The sequence below is a fragment of the Arthrobacter sp. JUb115 genome (genome assembly GCF_004365035.1).
GTDB lineage: Bacteria > Actinomycetota > Actinomycetes > Actinomycetales > Micrococcaceae > Glutamicibacter.
Genome location: NZ_SOBS01000004.1, coordinates 276,343 through 293,993, shown reverse-complemented (window position 1 = coordinate 293,993; position 17,651 = coordinate 276,343). Strand labels below are relative to the sequence as shown.

16 protein-coding genes are annotated in these 17,651 nt (G+C 63.1%); 9 read left to right on the top strand and 7 right to left on the bottom strand.

Going from position 1 to position 17,651, the window contains the following annotated elements; translation table 11 throughout:
• Window positions 1–193: 193 nt before the first annotated feature.
• The 5 genes from EDF61_RS09190 to EDF61_RS18785 all read left to right on the top strand — a co-directional run bounded on the left by EDF61_RS09190 (window position 194) and on the right by EDF61_RS18785 (window position 3,818).
• Entirely contained in the window at window positions 194–1,105 is a 912-nt protein-coding gene (locus tag EDF61_RS09190; RefSeq protein ID WP_105662373.1) for a LysR substrate-binding domain-containing protein, read from the top strand.
• On the top strand, window positions 1,086–2,207 hold the full coding sequence (locus EDF61_RS09185) for an enolase C-terminal domain-like protein (RefSeq protein ID WP_105656481.1): 1,122 nt from the start codon (window positions 1,086–1,088) through the stop codon (window positions 2,205–2,207). The genes EDF61_RS09190 and EDF61_RS09185 overlap by 20 nt, the downstream gene beginning before the upstream one ends.
• A gap of 11 nt (window positions 2,208–2,218) precedes the next feature.
• Complete coding sequence (gene catC, locus EDF61_RS09180; protein WP_105656482.1) at window positions 2,219–2,497, top strand: muconolactone Delta-isomerase; 279 nt, start codon at window positions 2,219–2,221, stop codon at window positions 2,495–2,497.
• A gap of 193 nt (window positions 2,498–2,690) precedes the next feature.
• Window positions 2,691–3,548 (top strand): catechol 1,2-dioxygenase, encoded by an 858-nt coding sequence (gene catA, locus EDF61_RS09175; RefSeq protein ID WP_133833881.1) that lies wholly within the window; start codon window positions 2,691–2,693, stop codon window positions 3,546–3,548.
• A 117-nt stretch (window positions 3,549–3,665) separates the two neighbouring features.
• Window positions 3,666–3,818 (top strand): hypothetical protein, encoded by a 153-nt coding sequence (locus EDF61_RS18785; RefSeq protein ID WP_166650756.1) that lies wholly within the window; start codon window positions 3,666–3,668, stop codon window positions 3,816–3,818.
• A 153-nt stretch (window positions 3,819–3,971) separates the two neighbouring features.
• Here the strand turns inward: EDF61_RS18785 and EDF61_RS09170 are convergent, their stop codons facing one another.
• Window positions 3,972–4,313, bottom strand: a complete 342-nt coding sequence (locus EDF61_RS09170) for a DUF1801 domain-containing protein (RefSeq protein WP_286134079.1) — start codon at window positions 4,311–4,313, stop codon at window positions 3,972–3,974.
• Between the two features lie 253 nt (window positions 4,314–4,566).
• On the opposite strand from EDF61_RS09170, the gene EDF61_RS09165 reads away from it, so the two are divergent.
• Window positions 4,567–5,067 (top strand): hypothetical protein, encoded by a 501-nt coding sequence (locus tag EDF61_RS09165; RefSeq protein WP_133833880.1) that lies wholly within the window; start codon window positions 4,567–4,569, stop codon window positions 5,065–5,067.
• 144 nt (window positions 5,068–5,211) lie between these two features.
• Window positions 5,212–6,771: an HNH endonuclease signature motif containing protein gene (locus EDF61_RS09160; RefSeq protein ID WP_133833879.1), complete on the top strand. Its 1,560-nt coding sequence runs from the start codon at window positions 5,212–5,214 to the stop codon at window positions 6,769–6,771.
• A 258-nt stretch (window positions 6,772–7,029) separates the two neighbouring features.
• On the opposite strand, the gene EDF61_RS09155 is transcribed toward EDF61_RS09160, so the two are convergent.
• The 6 genes from EDF61_RS09155 to benA form a co-directional block, all read right to left on the bottom strand.
• Window positions 7,030–9,714 (bottom strand): LuxR C-terminal-related transcriptional regulator, encoded by a 2,685-nt coding sequence (locus EDF61_RS09155; protein WP_286172192.1) that lies wholly within the window; start codon window positions 9,712–9,714, stop codon window positions 7,030–7,032.
• Between the two features lie 48 nt (window positions 9,715–9,762).
• On the bottom strand, window positions 9,763–11,097 hold the full coding sequence (locus EDF61_RS09150) for an MFS transporter (protein WP_133833877.1): 1,335 nt from the start codon (window positions 11,095–11,097) through the stop codon (window positions 9,763–9,765).
• A gap of 178 nt (window positions 11,098–11,275) precedes the next feature.
• On the bottom strand, window positions 11,276–12,082 hold the full coding sequence (locus EDF61_RS09145) for a 1,6-dihydroxycyclohexa-2,4-diene-1-carboxylate dehydrogenase (RefSeq protein ID WP_133833876.1): 807 nt from the start codon (window positions 12,080–12,082) through the stop codon (window positions 11,276–11,278).
• On the bottom strand, window positions 12,079–13,614 hold the full coding sequence (gene benC / locus EDF61_RS09140; RefSeq protein ID WP_133833875.1) for a benzoate 1,2-dioxygenase electron transfer component BenC: 1,536 nt from the start codon (window positions 13,612–13,614) through the stop codon (window positions 12,079–12,081). Before benC ends, EDF61_RS09145 begins: the two co-directional genes overlap by 4 nt.
• A gap of 78 nt (window positions 13,615–13,692) precedes the next feature.
• Complete coding sequence (gene benB, locus EDF61_RS09135; protein ID WP_105656489.1) at window positions 13,693–14,223, bottom strand: benzoate 1,2-dioxygenase small subunit; 531 nt, start codon at window positions 14,221–14,223, stop codon at window positions 13,693–13,695.
• 19 nt (window positions 14,224–14,242) lie between these two features.
• Entirely contained in the window at window positions 14,243–15,601 is a 1,359-nt protein-coding gene (benA, locus tag EDF61_RS09130; protein ID WP_133833874.1) for a benzoate 1,2-dioxygenase large subunit, read from the bottom strand.
• Between the two features lie 237 nt (window positions 15,602–15,838).
• Here benA and EDF61_RS09125 point away from each other — a divergent pair, with 237 nt between their 5' ends.
• Window positions 15,839–17,257: an MFS transporter gene (locus tag EDF61_RS09125; RefSeq protein ID WP_105656491.1), complete on the top strand. Its 1,419-nt coding sequence runs from the start codon at window positions 15,839–15,841 to the stop codon at window positions 17,255–17,257.
• The gene (locus EDF61_RS09120; protein ID WP_105656492.1) at window positions 17,226–17,651 is read left to right on the top strand and encodes a DUF1801 domain-containing protein; all 426 of its coding nucleotides are present in this window, start codon (window positions 17,226–17,228) and stop codon (window positions 17,649–17,651) included. The genes EDF61_RS09125 and EDF61_RS09120 overlap by 32 nt, the downstream gene beginning before the upstream one ends.

Below are 17,651 nucleotides of genomic sequence, written 5' to 3'. Positions count from 1 at the left end.
CGTGGCAGTCCAGTGCCTCCCGGCATGATTCAGGTCTGTAAATCAATCGTCGAATACAGTGCGGCCCAGTCATTCATACTTGTAGACTCTCAATCGACCCAGAATAAGTATTTCACCCTCTTGGACCGCCGCGTTAGAGTTGCCAGCAAGCGTCTTCTGCGCATTCGACGCGCGGTCCGACGATCGGAGCACCATGGACACGAGACTACTTCGCTACTTTGTCGCCGTCGCCGAAGAACGCCATTTCGGCCGCGCAGCGGCGCGCCTGCATATCGCGCAGCCCCCGCTCTCCCAGCAGATCAAGCAGCTCGAAGAGACCCTGGATACCCAGCTGCTGATCCGCACCACGCGCAAGGTGGAACTGACCAACGCCGGCGAGCTGCTGCTGCGCCGCGGACGCATCCTGCTCGCAGAGCTCGACCAGCTCTCCCGCGATGTGCGCACCGTGGGCCAAGGCGCGCTGGGCGTGCTGCGACTGGGTTCCACCGGCAGCGCCACCTCGCGCATCATGCCCAAGCTCATCGAAGCCAGCTCCCAGCAGATGCCGGGCCTGCAGCTGAATGTGCAGGGCGAAATGCTCACCCCGCAGATGGTCGAGGGACTGGTCGAGGGACGCCTGGACCTGGCTATCCTGCGCCCGCCGGTGCGCGGCACCGAGGTGGACTACATGCTGCTGGACCGCGACCACCTGGCCGTGGCGCTGCCGCTGGGCCACCCGCTCGCCGCCCACGATGAGCTGGACCTGGAACAGCTGGCTGGCGAGAAGTTCATCTGCTACCCGCCATCCTCCGCGGTGAACAACATCATCATGGACTCCTGCCGCCGCGTGGGCTTCGCCCCGCAGATCGCGCAGGTGGCCAGCGAAACTTCCACCCTGCTCACCTTCGTCGCCGCGGGCCTGGGCATCGGGTTGCTGCCTACCACGCACTACCTGCCGCACAGCACCCGGATCACCTTCCGGCCGCTGCGCAACGCACCGGCCGTCGACCTGGCGATCGCCTGGAAGGCCGGCAACGAGTCTGCGCTGGTGCGCAACTTCCTGGAACTTTGCACATTGCTCAACCCCCTAGAAAGGCTGGACCCCGATGCGAATCCAGCGGATTGAAACAATCCCCTACGCCATCCCCTACAACCACCCGCTGCGCTTTGCCAGCGGCGAGGTGCACACCGCCGAGCACGTGCTCATCCGCGTGCACACCGACGAAGGCGTGATCGGCACCGCCGACGCCCCGCCGCGCCCGTACACCTACGGCGAGACGCAGAAGTCCATCGTCGCGATCGTGCAGGATGTCTTCGCCCCGCAGCTGATCGGCCTGGAGATCATGGACCGCGCCAAGATCCGCCAGGTGCTGGATAGGACCATCCACAACCAGGTGGCCAAGGGCGCGATCGACATCGCCGTCTGGGACGCCATCGGCCAGGCGCTGGGCACGCCGGTGCACAAGCTGCTTGGCGGCTTCACCGACTCGATGCGCGTGAGCCACATGCTCGGCTTCAAGCCCGCCCAGGCGCTGCTCGACGAGGCCCTGCGCTTCGGCGAGCAGTACGGCATCACCACCTTCAAGCTCAAGGTCGGCCGCCGCCCGCTCGCCCTGGACATCGAGGCCTGCCGCGTGCTGCGCGAAGGGCTGGGCGAGGACGTGGAGCTCTACCTGGATGCCAACCGCGGCTGGAGCGCGAACGAGTCCATGGAGGTGCTGCGCCAGACCGAGGGCCTTGGCCTGACCATGCTCGAAGAGCCGTGCGATGCCAAGGAAGCGATGAGCCGACGCCGCCTGGTCGAACGCTCCCCGATCCCGATCGTCGCCGACGAGTCCGCGCCCACCGCGGGCGATGCCTCGCGCGAACTGCTCTCCGGCGGCGCGAACGCAATCTGCATCAAGACCGCCCGCTCGGGCTTCACCGAAGCCACCGAAATCCTGGGCCTGTGCACCGGACTGGGCGTGGATGTCACCATGGGCAACCAGATCGACACCCAGGTCGGCTCGCTGGCCACGGTGACCTTCGGCGCGGCCTTCGAAGCCACCAGCCGCCGCGCCGGCGAACTGTCCAATTTCCTGGACATGGCCGATGACCTGCTCGCCGAGCCGCTGCAGATCGTCAACGGCCGCATTCCGGTGCGCACCGTGCCCGGCGTGGGCGCCGCCATCGACGAATCCAAGCTGGCGCGCTACCGCCAGGACCACGTGCTTTCCACCTCGAACTAAAGGAGATCCCCATGTTGTTCCTCGCCCGTATGGACGTTGTTTTCCCGGACCACCTGACCAATGAGCAAGTCGCTGACTTCCAGGCCCGGGAAAAGGAGTACTCCGCAAGCCTGCAGCGCAGCGGCAAGATGCAGGGCATCTGGCGCGTGGTCGGCGAGTACGCGAACCACTCGCTGTACAACGTCGAATCCAACGACGAACTGCACGAAATCCTCAGCGGCTTCCCGATGTACCCGTACATGAAGATCAAGGTCACCGCGCTGGCCAAGCATCCGAATTCGCTGGCCTAGGACTTTTCCGGACCGGCGGATTCCCTCCGTGTCCCAGCCCACAAGCATTGATATTCAAAACGTTCCAATGGCCGACAAATGAGTATTTCACTTGGCATAGACGCTGCACTACATTGAATATCAATCACCCGGGATGATGGGGGTCACAGTATGGATCCGCATCCGCCACACCACATAATTTAGGGGAGTCACCATGACCACTGAAACTCCAGCAGACGCAACTGCAGCCAAGTCCGGCAACGCCGCCACCGACAGCTTCCGCAACTCCGGCAAGCTCGGCAGCATCGCGACCTCCACCGAGCGCGTGAACATGCTTGCTTCCAAGCTCGTCAAGGCCGCCAACGACATCATCCTCGAAGAGCGCGTGAGCTACGACGAGTTCAATGCCCTGAAGGCATGGTTGATCAAGGTTGGCGACGACGGCGAATGGCCATTGTTCCTGGACGTGTGGCTGGAGCACTCGGTGGAAGAGGTCGCCACCGACCACCGCGAAGGCAACAAGGGCTCGATCGAAGGCCCTTACTACGTGCCCGAAGCGCCTTCGCAGAACACCCCTGCCACCATCTCGATGCGCGAGGACGAGAAGGGCACCAACCTGCTCTTCCAGGGCCAGGTCCGCTCCACCGACGGCTCGGCGCTGAAGAACGCCAAGATCGAGCTGTGGCACGCAGACGAAGAGGGCTTCTACTCGCAGTTCGCCCCTGGCATCCCCGAGTGGAACCTGCGCGGCACCTTCATTGCTGACGAGGAAGGCAACTTCCAGATCAACACCATGCAGCCAGCCCCGTACCAGATCCCGACCGACGGCGCCTGCGGCCAGCTGATCGTCGCCGCCGGCTGGCACGCGTGGCGCCCAGCGCACCTGCACCTGAAGGTCTCCGCCGAGGGCCACGAGTTGCTCACCGCCCAGCTGTACTTCCCGGGCGATGCGCACAACGACGACGACATCGCCACCGCGGTGAAGCCGGAACTGATGCTCGACGTGCACCCAGCAGCATCGGGCAACGGCAAGCAGGTCACCTACGACTTCGTGCTCGACCCTGTGAAGTAAGCCCCAGCGCGCCTCAACACGGCGGGGGTCCCGGCAGCATTGGCCGGACCCCCGCCGTTGCCGTACCCGGAACCTCGACGAACGGGCGAACACCCGCCAATCCAATGGGAGCGCAGCATGAATGCTTCAACACTGAACGATCCAGCCGGGAAGTTCCAACCCCAATCCATCGCGCACCGAGCTGCCGATACCAGCGAACCCCAGAACCACTGGGCCTGGACCGGATGGATACCAGAAGAGGAGCACGGCATCTCGATGCTTGCCGCCTAGGCTTTTGCCCTCAGTACTACCGACGCGAAGCCGAAGGTCCCGACAGCAATGACGCTGCCGGGACCTTCGGCGCACCTGAGGACGGACTCCAGGCAATGCGGCTGCCTGCAGCGGGCGCACTGTTCATCTTGCGGCCAGCTAGCTTGCTCGGGATCAGCCCGCGGCCTTCTTCACCAGGTCCCGGATCCTGTCTTCCGTTGCAGAATCCAGCGAGGTGATAGTCCATGCAACTGGATGCATGCGGGAGCCTTCCTCGTAGGCTGGATTCACGACTTCTCCAAAACCGAAAGCTACGAAGTCCTTGTCAGGCTTGATGTAGCAGACGTCTTTGCCATCCCGGACGTAGAACGGAAGTCCCCAGCGGACGATCGGCTCCAGCGATGGTGCGCTCTGCATGATTATGGCGTGAAGCCGTTCGGCAATCTCGCGATAGGGTGCTGGAGCTGTGCTGAGCTTGGCCAGAACTGCGGCGTCGCCTTTTTTGGTGAAGATCATCCCTAGTCTCCTTCTAACGGTTGGCGCTGCATTGCGGCGCTGGGTGATGTCGCTCGCGCGATCGCTTTTGGCGCCCGATCGGCCCATAATGCACCTTACCGACTAAGGGCATCTGATTCACGGATTCTTGCACTGGAATACAGGCAGCTGGCCTCAGGACAGCTTGATCGCGCAAGGAAGTAGCATGGACGCCCAACTCATACGCGTATTGGTTATCCCACCAAGTTGACTAGTGCACTGTTAGGCTACTGACATGCGTAAACTTCTAGCCATCTCCGGGTTCGCCATGATCGTGGCCTACGCGGCTTACGGCTCACTGCTCATGAACAATTGGGCCGTGACCGCAGCAAGTGGACTCTCCCTCGATGAAACCATTTCCGAGATGGCCTCAATGGACCAGAATTACGACTCGCTTGGAGGGTGGGTCTTCGCAGCCACTGGAACCGCCCTCGCCATTTCTTGGCTCGTTCCGGTAGTTTCCGCCGGACGCAAGCTGCCCGCCTGGGCGGCTATCGGAGCTTGGAGCCTGATCATTGCCTTAGGCGCACCGGCTTATTTCTTCGCTTCTTTCGCCAATATGAACTCGGTGGGCGACACCTTTGCCGATTGGAACGCCGATGCCGCCTCGAATCTAGCCGCACCCCTGTACATGGCCAGCGTCCTCGCCTTTGCCATACTCGCAGCCATGGCAGCCCTTGGCATCCGAACTGCCTTCACCCGGCCGCCACGCCCCCTGCATCCAACTAGCAACTAGCACGGCACCCATTACTGCCTCCCCTGGTCCAGCGATTTTCGCGCCAGAACCACGCTTAATCGCATTCGTATAAACTTTCTAGAACTTATCCACAATTGGTTTCGAACCAGAAGATACTGTCGATAATCTGCGCGAACGTTAACTATGACTATTCCCGCATATCTAGACGATCACGACGATGAACATCGCCTTCCACTGCGCCCGCCGGGCACCCGCATGGAGTCGCACAGAGCGTCAGCGCTCGACGCCCATCGCGAGCACCAGTTGTTCTTCGGACCCATCAAGCAGGTTGCCGACGAACTATTCAATGCGGGCCCCGTGGATGGGCCCGGAGACGCATTGGAACGCCTGAAGAAACTCCAACGCCTGATGAGCAGCGCTGAAGCCGCTATCTGCGTTTTACTGGCAGACGGAGTCGAGCAGGTCAGCGCGTCCTTCAATGACCTGATTGCCACCGAGCATGCCCACACCCCAGACGAGGAAGCCGAAGCCAGCAAGAGTGCCGAATACTATGGCATAGACCGTGGCAGCGAGCAGGTCATCAACTCCAATTTCGTAGCTGAGTCAGCTGTCGCATTGCGCGAATCCGTCCGTAAAGCCAGCAAGCGGATGTTCCATGCCAAGGGCTTGCGCCACGCCTGCAAAGCCACCCTTGCCGCGCTCGCTGCAGGTGAGATTACCGTTAAGGCCGCCCACGACATCGTCAAATACTCGCAAGACCTTTCCCCGGAGCAGGTCGGCCGCATGGAGGAAAATTTGCTGCCTCTGGCAAGAACAGCCTGCGACGAGACCGTCTACCAGCGGGCCCGTCGCTTTCACGACCGGATGAATCCCAATTCGGCAGAGAACCGGCAGAAGAACGCATTCGCAGCCCGTAATCTCAAGGTGTGGAATGAGGAGAATGGCATGGCTACCTTGCAGCTGCATCACCGCGCTGATGTCATCCATTCGATTCGCAACTCGATAAAGCAGGCAGCCGCCCAGATCACTGATTCCAAGGATCTGCGCACGCAAACGCAGGTTGAAGCCGATGTGCTTGCGGACGTGTATCTGCATGGCTGGCCCGGAATGGAAGGCATGCCGCTGAAGCCACGGGTTGCCATCACGATCCCAGCCATTGAAATGCTCGCGAATCCCGCTCGCGCCCTCGCTGATTTGGAAGGTTACGGGCCGATCCCAATCGGCGTAGCGTTGGAAATCGCCGCGGATGCTCCGTCGTTCCAGCGCGTTCTGACCGACCCGTGGACGGGAGCCGCAATTGATGTGGAGCCCAAGAAATATCGGCCTTCCCAGGGGTTGCGCGATTTGCTGCGTTACCGCGACCAGCATTGCGGTTTCCCTGGTTGCCGCCGCCTGCCCGATCGTTCGGAAATTGATCACATCGAAGCGTATGGACAGGGCGGCCACACTACCCGGCAGAACACTCATCTCTTGTGCAAGCAGCATCAGATGTACAAGCACGCGCTTGGCTGGAAGGTCTTCGCTTGCCCGGATGGCTCCAAGACGTGGGTATCTCCGCACGGGCTGCGGTCAATCACGGTTCCCGAGAGCGTGGACAACGTGGAGAAATTTGATCATGTCAACGATCGTTGTCCTCAACGTCCCCAGGAGGCTGCGGCCTGCGAGGTGCAATTGACCCCCGAAGTGCGGCGAGTACTGGGGCTCGGCCAAGATGAGGGCCTGCCCGGAACCGAAACCAGCTAGAGCCAGTACCTGATTTGGATTTCGAGCGATAAATTTTTTCAGTCACTAGCACCACCACACCACCCATACTTCGCAGGAGCAACGGCTTTGAGTCTGGTTGCAATGCTGGACGCGGCCTGAATCAAGAATCCCGGCCGCGTTCGATTCAAGCGATTCGTGCTGAATGAAGAAAATCTACAGTCACAGCGCGTAGGTCAACTCGAACTCCGCATGGTTCTGCTGCCCTCGGGAATGAAAATTTTTTTCAGTCGGAAGGCACTATCCTTCAAGGTCGAAACGCGCCAGCGCAGCAAGCTCAGTACGGTTTGAGACCGCCAGCTTCGTGTAGATCTTGGTCAGGTGGTATTGCACTGTCTTGGTTCCTATATACAGCTCTTCAGCGACACGTCGATTGCTTGCACCTTCGCAAACCAGCTTGGCCACGGCTTGTTCCTGCGCCGTCAGCGTCGACCAGTCAGCACTCTCCCTGCGCAGCATCCCGGTTCCGCTTGCCTGGAGCTCACGAGTGCAGCGGTCGATGTACACGGATGCATCGAAGTGCGTGAAAATCGCCAGCGCGCGGGTCAACGGCGCAACGCATTCGGCTCGCTTGCCGGCTCGGCGCAGGCATTGCCCGTAGTAGAAATCAATTTTTGCCCGGTGGTAGACCGACCCGATGCCTTCCAAACGGCGGATGGCATCTTCAAAGGCCAAACGGGCTGCGTCGATATCACCGCGGGCTGCCAGCAAGGTGCCTTGCACGCTCAGGAATCGAGCGGCTCCGCTCTGGTGGCCTGAAGCGAGAGCACTCTCCAGCAACGGCTGTACGAAATTTTCTGCTTCATCCAGGCGTTCGCAACGGATTAGCGCCATGGCGTATGTATCCTGCCAGGTCCAGAAACCTGCTTGGTCGATGCCCTGCGTACGGTCCAGCCGAAGCAATGGTTCCAGCGTCCGCACAACCTCTTCATGGTTTGCCTGCGCCCGGGCAATCTCGGCCCGCGCCATCCGGTAAGGCATCTCCATAATGGCATAGCTTCCGGTGCGTGCCCACGACTTGCGTAGGTGCAGATCCGCCTGCTCCCAATTGCCGCGCAATGCGTGAATCTGCACCGCGGTCAGCTGGATCAGCGGACGCAGGATCTGGATTTCAGAACGCTCCTGCAGGGACTGCGCGGATCGAACCGTCTCCAGCGCTTGGTCCCAGTCGCCCATGAGGAATTCAGCGCGCGCCGACCAGGCTTTGGCCCACAGCGAGATGCGCAGGGAACCATCGCTGAAGTCCGTGGAGCTGGCTGCGGAGAGCTCGTGCCGGGCTAGCTCCACGCGATCGGTCGCGAGGTAGACCCAGCCCAGTGACATTTCTGCGCGCTGGCGCTGTGCTCCTGCCGGAAGGGTGGCCAGCAGGTCCATCAAGACCTGCTCCCCCTCATCAGCCCGGCCCATCATCGCCAGGCCGAGCCCTTGGATGGCTGCATTCTCAATGGCCAGCGGGCTGCCCACCTGGGCAAGGCGCAGCGATTGCTCAGCCCAGTCAATGATCTTCTGCCCCTTCAAACGGCACAGCGAATCGAGGACTTGGCGTTGGGCGATCGCGGCCATCACATCGTTGTCCTGATGCTGGACCGCGTTCTGCCAGGCACTGGACAGCCAGCGCTGCGCGGTGTTGGCGCGGCCTTGCAGGATCGAGATGTATCCGGAAAGCACGTCCCGTTCCGGACTGCTTTCCAAGCTCGAAAGCTGATGCGCGAAGGTTTGCGCCCGCGGCAGCTCGCCGGCGGCGACAATCGCATCCACTGCGTTGAGCAGCAGGGAGTCGCGGCGCATCGGTTCCGGGGACAAGTGCATGGCCCTGAAGTACGCGGTAGCGGCCGAAGACCACTCGCCCCGCTTGCCTTGGGACCGCGCGTAGTCTTGCAGTTCCATCGACAAGCTGCCATCGGGCAGGATGCTCGCATCGGCCCGATGGCCCAGCTTGGCCCCCTGGTCCTCGACGATGTCCGCGGCGCAAGCATGCAACCGGATGCGGGTGCTCAGCGGGATCTGATGGTAGACAGCCATTTGGGTCAATGCGTTCTCGAACCCGAGCCGCACCTTCCCGCTATGGCCGTGGGTTTGCGCCAGCGAGGAGTCGAGAATCTGCTGGATCGGCAGCAGCGGATCATCCTCGCCCACCAGCTTGGCGATATTGTCGATCCGGGCCTGCGCGCCGAGCACCGCGGCCGCTTCCAGCAGCGCCCGCGCCCGCGGTTCCAACCCCTCCAATAGCTCGATGACGTGCAACGACAGGGCGCGAGGGGCAGGCGGCCAGCGGTCGAACTGCTCCCAGCTGTGCTCCGGATTCTCCTGGGCCAGCTCGATGACCACCTGCAGGTTGCCCTCGGTGTAGTCCACCAGCTGCTCGACGGCCATGGGAGGCAGGTCGATCCCCGTCCTGGCGCAGATAATCTCGCGCGCATGCGTTGGATCGGGCACTTGAAGCTGCAGGATCTTCAATTGGCTGTCGGCCAGGAATTCCCGGGTTTCCGGTGAAAGCCTGGCCAGGTTCTGGTCGCGCATCACCAGCACGATGAGTACCGGTTCATTGCGCAAGCGGCGCCAGGCGTAGTGCAGCGCCTGGAAGCTCAGGTCATCGACCCATTGCGCATTTTCCAGCACCAGCACACGGGGTTGCGGCGCCTCCCTGCGCAGGTATTCCAGCAAGGCCTCGCCCAGCGCCCCGGCCGAGCCTGCGTGGCTGCGTTGCAGCAACGGGCCCAAGGCGGCTCCGGGCTGCGCGGTTTCCCAGCGCGAAGCGGTCACCAGCTGCACCGATTGGCTGGCCAACCGGGTTAGCAGCGCCTTGATGATCGTGCTCTTGCCGCTGCCGCGCGGACCCTTCAGCACGGCCAGGGTACTGCCAGTTTGCTGGACTTCGCGGGAAAGGCCGATGAGCGCATCCTGGCCCTGCTGGGCACTGAGCATGGCGTTCACCAGCCTTCCTGCGTCGCCGCGTTGCGTTTCGATGTGCTGCTACTTCCCTGCTCCCGCGGCAGCCAGCTCTTCTTGCGCGCTGCGCTGCGCGGCCGAACGGGTCATCGGGACGCAGGTGGTGACCAGCGTTCCAACGATAGCAACTGCGGCGAAGACATAGAATGCGGTTCCCGGGGAAACTCCCGCCGAAAGCAGCACTCCGCCCAGCAGCGGGCCGAAGATCCCGCCCAGCCTGCCGAATCCGGCGCACCAGGCCACCCCGGCCCCGCGGGCGGCACTGTGGTAGTAGTTCGACACAAATCCGTAGATCAGCACCTGCGTGCCGATGGTTCCCACACCTGCCACTGCCACCAGGGACAGCAGCAAGCCCAGCGGGAGCTTGAGGGTCAGCAGCACCATTGCCAGCGCGGCCAGGAAGAAGGTCAGCGCCACGACCTGCTTGGGGCCGACGCGGTCGGCGGCCACCGAAGCCAGCAGCCCGCCGAAGACCGCGGCGAGGTTCAGCACCAGCAAGAAGAGCAGCGAATGGGACTTGCCGTAGCCTGCCTGCTGCATGATTTCCGGCATCCAGGTGTTCAGCCCATAGGTCAGCAGCAGTCCGGCGAAGCTCATCATGCCCAGCAGTGCGGTAGGCAGCGCGTAGCGCCTGGTGGCCAGCGCGGCGAAGCCGACACGTTCGGCCTTCAGCTGCCCGGCATCGGCGTCGCTGGGAAGTTCCAGCAGCATTCCGGTGCGCGCAGCCACCTCGCGGGCTGCGGCCACGCGGCCGCGGGAGAGCAGCCACTGCGGGGATTCGGGCAGCTTGAACCAGGCCATCGGCAGCAGGAACAGCAGCGGCAGCGCGCCGATGAGGAACAGCCCGCGCCAGCCGATCACGTCGCTGAGCACCATGGCCAGCAGCGAGGCGAGCACGCCTCCGGCCGGCACGCCCGAGTAGACGATCGCGTTGTAGTAGTTGCGGCGGTTCTTCGGGGCGAACTCGGCCACCACCGCGCCAGCGGTGGCCACGATCGCGCCCACGCCCATGCCGGTGAGGAAGCGCAGGATGCCGAACCACAGGGTGTCGGGCGCCAGCGCGGTCAGGCCCATGCCGACGGAGAACCAGATGATGCCGGTGATCATCGCCTTGCGCCGGCCGATGTAGTCGCCGATCGCGCCGGTGGACAGCGCACCGACCATCACGCCGAGCAGCGCGTAGCTGCCCAGCAATCCGGCGGCGGCTTCATCGAGCTGGCCGAGCTGGCTGGGGTCCGCCAGCAGCGTGGAGACGATGGTTCCGAAAACCACCAGGTCGTAGCCGTCGAAGATCAGGGCGATGGCGGCGATCACCACCACCCAGCGCACGGCGCCATTGGCGGCAGTGCTGGATGTCATTGGGCTGGTATTCACGTGTTTTTCCGTTCGTTTGCGGTGACCGGGGAACCTCGTTGTTCCCCGGAAAATACGTGCCCGGCGCTGGAAGCACGGCCGGGTTGGTGCTGGATGGAACAAACGGCCCGTGATCACGAGCCGTTTGTTCCATGGTGGTGCGTTTGTGGTGCCGGGACTGCCGCTAGCCGAGGTCTCCTCCGGCCACCGCGAGGGTGGAACCGGTGATGTAGGAGGCCTCATCCGAGGCCAGGAACACGATGGGCGCCGACTGCTCGTCCAAGGTGCCGTAGCGCTTGAGCAAGGTTGAGTCCACGGTCTGGTCCACGATGGCCTGGTACCAGGCTTTTTCCTGCTCGCCGGTGGGCGCCGGCCCGCGCTTGACTACCCGTTCAGGGGCTTCGGTGCCGCCCGGCGCGGTGGCGACCACGCGGATGCCCAACTCGGCGCCCTCCATGGCCAGCGCCGAGGTGATGGCCTTGACCCCGCCCTTGGCCGCCGCGTACGGGACGCGGTTCATGCCGCGGGTGGCGACCGAGGAGACGTTCACGATGGTTCCGGATCGGGCCTGGACCATTTCCTCGAAGACCGCACGGCACATCCACAAGGTCGGGAACAGCGATCGCCGGATTTCCTTTTCGATCTCCTCGGGCGCGTAGTGCTCGTAGGGCTTGGCCCAAATGGTTCCGCCCACGTTGTTGACCAGCACATCGATGCGTCCGAACTGGTCCTTCGCGGCGGTGACCGCAGCCAGCGCGCCCTCGTAGGTTTCCAGGTCGGCGGTCACGCTCAGCGCGGTGGCGCCGTCGGCGCGCAGGGCCCCGGCCACCTCGTGGATCAGCGCCGCGCGGTCCACGAGCACCATTTCCCCGCCCTCGGCGGCGATGCGCCGGGCCACGGACCAGCCGATGCCCTGGGCGGCGCCGGTGACCATGACGACCTTGCCGGCAAAGCGGCCCGGATGGAAGGACTCGGGCAGCACGGCGCTCACTGGGCCGCTGCCTTGGAAGCGGCGGCCATGGTGGCCTTGGCGTGCTGGTTGTGCGCGGTGATCGCCGCGCGGGCAGCGGCGATGTCCTGCTTCTCGAAAGCGGCGACGATGCCCAGGTGGTCGGCGTCCACGGCCCCGTCGATCCAGTGCTCCTGGCGCAGCACGGCGGCCATCAGCGCCGGCACGTCCAGGCGGCGGTAGGCCTGCAGCAGGTGCTCGTTGCCCACGGCCTTGAACAGGAATTCGTGGAAGGCGTCATTGGTGACGGTGAATTCCTCGGCGTTGATGAACTTCTCGCCGTCCAGGGTCTTGCCGGCCAGTTCGGCCAGGACCTTGAATTCGCCCAGCTGGCCCTCGGCCAGCTTGCCCATGGTCAGCTCGACGACGGCCAGTTCCAAGGCCATGCGCGCATCGAACTGGGCCTCGAAGCTGGCGTGCTCCTCGCCGATTTCGTAGCCCTGGTCGGCGGCGGCTTGCGCGGCGGACGCCTCGGCAGCCGGGGCGGCAGGCTCGGCGTCCGGAACGACGGCCAGCGCGAACTTCTCGTAGTAGAAATTCTGCGGCTTGAGGCCTTCGGCTTCCAGGTGGCGGCGCACGCCCTCCACCATCGGAGGCGGGCCGCAAAGGTAGATATCCACGTCGCCCTCGGCCAGGTGCTGCGGCTCGAAGTGGTTGGTGACGTAGCCCTTCTTCGGCGAAGCGCTGTCCGGGTCACCCACCACGGTGTCGAAGCTGAAGCCCGCGATGCGCTGGGTGTAGTCCTGCAGCACATCGAGTTCGACCAGGTCGATGTCGGTGTTCACGCCGTAGATCAGGTGCACCGGGTGCGGGTTGTCCATGCCGGCCAGCTTCTCCAGGATGGCCAGCAGCGGGGCCAGGCCGGTACCGCCGGCGAGCAGCAGCGATTGGCGCTTGGGTTCGCGCAGGAAGAAGCTGCCCATCGGGCCGGTGAAGGTGATGCGGTCGCCCACCTGCGCGGTATCGCGCATGTAGGTGGACATCAGACCGCCATCGGTGATGCGGATCAGGAAGGAGACGATGTCCACTTCCGGGCCCGAGCTGAAGGAGTAGGAACGGGTTTGCCCGCCGGAGCCGGGGACCTCGATGTTCACGTACTGGCCCGGCAGGAAGGAGAGGTCTTCGCGCTTGTCCACCTCGAGGCTGAAGGCGTAGGTGGTTTCGGAGATGCGGCGGATCTCGCTCAGCGTGGATTCGAAGGAGGCGGCCGAGGTCTTGGCGACATCCGAGGTGGTCGGGATCTGCAGCACGAGGTCGGATTCGGGGACCATCTGGCAGGGCAGGCAGTATCCGGCCTCTGCCTCGTCGTCGGTCAAGGCTTCTTCGATGTAGTCGCCGCCGTCGTACTTGCCCGACTCGCAGAAGGCCTTGCAGGTGCCGCAGGCGCCGTCGCGGCAGTCCAGCGGGATGTTGATGCGGGCTTTGTAGGAGGCATCGGCGACGGTTTCGTTCGCGCCGACCTTGATGAAGCGGGTGATTCCGTCTTCAAAGGCGAGGGCTACCTGGTGGGACATGGCATGCTCATTTCACAGGATTCGGGGATGGGCGAGTCGGCGGGACCTGCACAGGCCCCGCCGCCCAATGGGTGTCGCTTAGATGTGGTAGATGTCCACCACGTGGTGGATGTAGTCGTTCTTCAGAACGACCTTCTTCGCGGTGATCACCGGCGCGGTGCCGGAGTAGTCGATCGTGTAGAACGAGGTGCCGAAGTAGGTGTCCACGTTCTGGTAGCGGTAGTACAGGGTGAACCAGTTGAAGCGGATGTCCACCTTGTCGCCGTCCACTGCAACGATCTCCACGTTGGTGATGTTGTGCCCGGTGCGCGGCTCGGGCAGCGAGGTGGCCGAGGAGCGGTCGGTCTTGATGCGGAAGACGCGGTCTTCCAGGCCGCCGCGGTTAGCGTAGTAGATCAGCGAGATCTCGCGCTGCGGGTCTTCGGTCAGCTGCTCGTCATCGGCCCAGGCCGGCATCCAGAAGGTGGCTTCCGGGTGGTAGCAGTCCAGCCAGCGGTCGAAGTCCCGGTCATCGAGGAAGCGGGCTTCCTGGTAGAGGAACTGCGCGATATCCGCGGTGGTGACTGCGCCGTTGGAAGTCGGCGCCTCGGTCAGTGCGATGGTGCTCATCTGTCTTGTCCCTTCGACCTTAGTTCTGTGCTTCGCGTTCGTTATCCACGGCTTGGCGCATGGTCTGCAGCCAGTAGCCGTGCTGGATCGGGTACAAGCCCTCGTCCTCGGTGCGCGCTCCGGAGGAGATGGGCTTCAGGCCCACCTTGTCCGCGTTCTCATCCGGGCCGGTGATCTGGTGGGCCTGGCCGCGCGAGAGGTCATTCCACTGCGCCGAGGTGGCCAGGTAGGTCTTCTGGCAGGAGCGGAATTCTTCCAGGTCATCCGGGGTGGCCATGCCCGAGGCGTTGAAGAAGTCCTCGTACTGGCGGATGCGGGCCGCGCGCGCGGTGTCCGATTCGCCCACCGGGGCGAAGCAGTAGATGGTCACCTCGGTCTTGTCCACGGAGATCGGCCGGAAGACGCGGATCTGCGAGCCGAACTGGTCCATCAGGTACACGTTCGGGTACAGGCACAGGTTGCGCGAAATGCCGATCATCCAGTCGGCCTTGGCTTCGCCGAACTTGGCAACCAGCTCGTCGCGCTTCTCGGCCAGCGGGCGGTTGGCCGGATCCAGCCATTCGGTCCACAGCAGCAGGTGGCCGTGCTCGAAGGAGTAGTAGCCGCCCTTCTGCTTGTCCCAGCCGCCGGCGTCCATGGTCTTGGTGTCGTTGGAGGATTCGCCGTTGGCGCGGCGGGCCTGGGTGGCGGCGTAGTTCCAGTGGGTGGCCGAGACATGGTAGCCGTCGGCGCCGTTCTCCGCTTGCAGCTTCCAGTTGCCGTCATAGGTGTAGGTCGAGGCGCCACGCAGCACTTCCAGGCCTTCTTCGGACTGGTCAACCATCATGTCGATGATCTTCGTGGCCTCGCCCAGGTGCTCTTCCAGCGGCAGGACATCGGCGTTCAGCGAGCCGAAGAGGAAACCGCGGTAGTTCTCGAAACGGGCGACCTTGGTCAAATCGTGGGAGCCGTCCTTGTTGAACTGCTCCGGGTAGCCAGCTCCCCGCGAATCCTTGACCTTGAGCAGCTTGCCGGAGTTGTTGAAGGTCCAGCCATGGAACGGGCAGGTGAAGGTGGTGCGGTTATCGGTCTTGCGCCGGCAGAGCATGGCTCCGCGGTGGCTGCAGGCGTTGATCAGCGCGTTGAGTTCGCCCTGCTTGTTGCGCGAGATGATGATGGGCTGGCGGCCGATGTTGGTGGTGTAGTAGTCGCCGATGTTCGGGATCTGGGACTCGTGGGCCAGATACACCCAGTTGCCTTCCCAGATGTGCTTCATTTCCATCTCGAAAATCTCTTCGTCGGTGAAGATATTTCGATTGGCGCGGAACTCTCCGGTTTCCGGGCTGTCAACCAGCGCGTTATCCAGCAGGCTGGATACCTCGTTCAGGGTCTCGGTCATGGCGTGGTGTGCTCCGTCCATTCAATGCTCGTTTAAAGGGGAAACCGCTGCAGCCGGTTTGCATGGATTCAACTTTGGCAGAAAGTGCGGGCGGTCACACTAGGGTTATGCCTAGGCTTGGGCTAGGCATCTGACTACTATGTTTTCGATCGTCTGAATTCACACCTGTTGCCTATCAATGCATCGGCGTATTCTTTTACTACGACCTCCAGCCACTTTTTCGAAGCAGGCTTGCCCATGCGCGATGAAGGACCCCCTGATCTCCCGCCGGCCCACGGCCAGAACCCCGAAGTTCCGCCGCAGGGCCAGCGCTCTTTCATGCACATCCTGGTCAACACCGCCGTCGCGAACCTCACCACCAGCTACCTGTGGTTCGCGCTGACCTTCTGGGTGTACCTGGAGACCGAGAACGTCATGGCCACCGGCATCATCGGCGGCGCATTCATGCTGCTGATCTCCGTGTTCTCCATGGTTTTCGGGACGATCGTGGACAACCACCGCAAGAAATCGGTCTTCGTCTTCTCCGCGATGATCACCGCTGTGGCCTTTTCCCTGGCTGGGCTGATCTACCTCTGGCTGCCCACGAAGGACATCCTGGATATCGGAGGATGGCAATTCTGGATCTTCTGCCTGGTCATCCTGTTCGGCGCGATCGTGGAGCAGATGCGAGGCATCGCGCTGTCCACGACGGTCACCTTGCTGATCCCGGTCGAGCGCCATGCCAATGCCAACGGACTGGTAGGCACGGTGCAGGGCATCGCCTTCATCATCACCAGCGTGTTCTCCGGGCTGTCCATCGGGCTGCTGGGGATGGGATGGACGCTGGCCATTGCCATCGTGATGGTCGTGGTCACGATGCTGCACCTTTTGGGCATCTCCATCCCGGAGGAGGAACCGGAAAAGGAGGAAGGGCGGACCAAGACCAGCGACCTGCGCCTGGGCTTCACTACAGTGATGGCCATCCCTGGCCTATTCGCGCTGATCATCTTCTCGATGTTCAACAACTTCATCGGCGGCACCTACATGGCGCTGATGGATCCCTACGGGCTGACCATCATGCCGGTCGAAGCCTGGGGCATCACCTTCGGGCTGGCATCCACCGGCTTCATCATCGGCGGCTTGGCCATCGCCAAGTTCGGCCTGGGGGCCAACCCGATCCGCACCATGCTCCTGCTGGTTGCCGTCATGGGATTCCTCGGCGCGATCTTCACCATCCGCGAATGGACGTGGCTCTATGTGCTGGGCATCTGGCTCTACATGATGCTGATCCCGGCGGTGGAAGCCTCGGAGCAAACGGTGATCCAGAAGGTGGTCACCTTCCGCCGCCAGGGCCGGGTGTTCGGCTTCGCCCAGATGATGGAAGCCGCCGCGGCGCCGATTACCGCTTTCCTGATCGCGCCGATAGCCCAGTACCTGGTCATCCCCTTCATGCGCTCGCCAGCGGGCGACGACCGATTCGGCTGGCTGGTGGGGCAAGGCCAGGCGCGCGGCATCGCCTTGATATTCCTGGCCGGCGGGCTGATCATGATTGTGGTGGCGCTGCTGGCCATGGGCACCAGCCAGTACCGCAAGCTGTCGACAATTTTCCAGGCCGAATCACCTGGAGCACCCGAGGAGGCATCACTTGCCAACAAGTCAGAAGACCCTTCCAACTGAGGCCAGCGTGGAGGAATTCATTGAGGCGGCAACCCCGGCCAAGCGCCGGGTTGACGGCCACGAACTGGACCGCATCTTCCGCGAAGCCACCGGCGAGCAGCCGGTGATGTGGGGACCGAGCATGGTGGGCTACGGAAGCTACACCTACATCTCCCCTGCCAATGCGCGCACCACGGGCATCTGGCCCAAGACCGGTTTCTCGCCGCGCAAGGCCCAGCTCTCGCTCTACGGGCTGAAGGACCTTCCCGAGGGCGCCCAGCTCTTGCCGCAGCTGGGCAAATACACCGAGGGAGCCGGTTGCGTGTACGTGAAAAAGTTGGAGGACATCGACCTGGAGGTGCTGCGGAAACTGATCTCCATCGCTGCCTCGCGGCAGGACGACCAGGCTCGATAG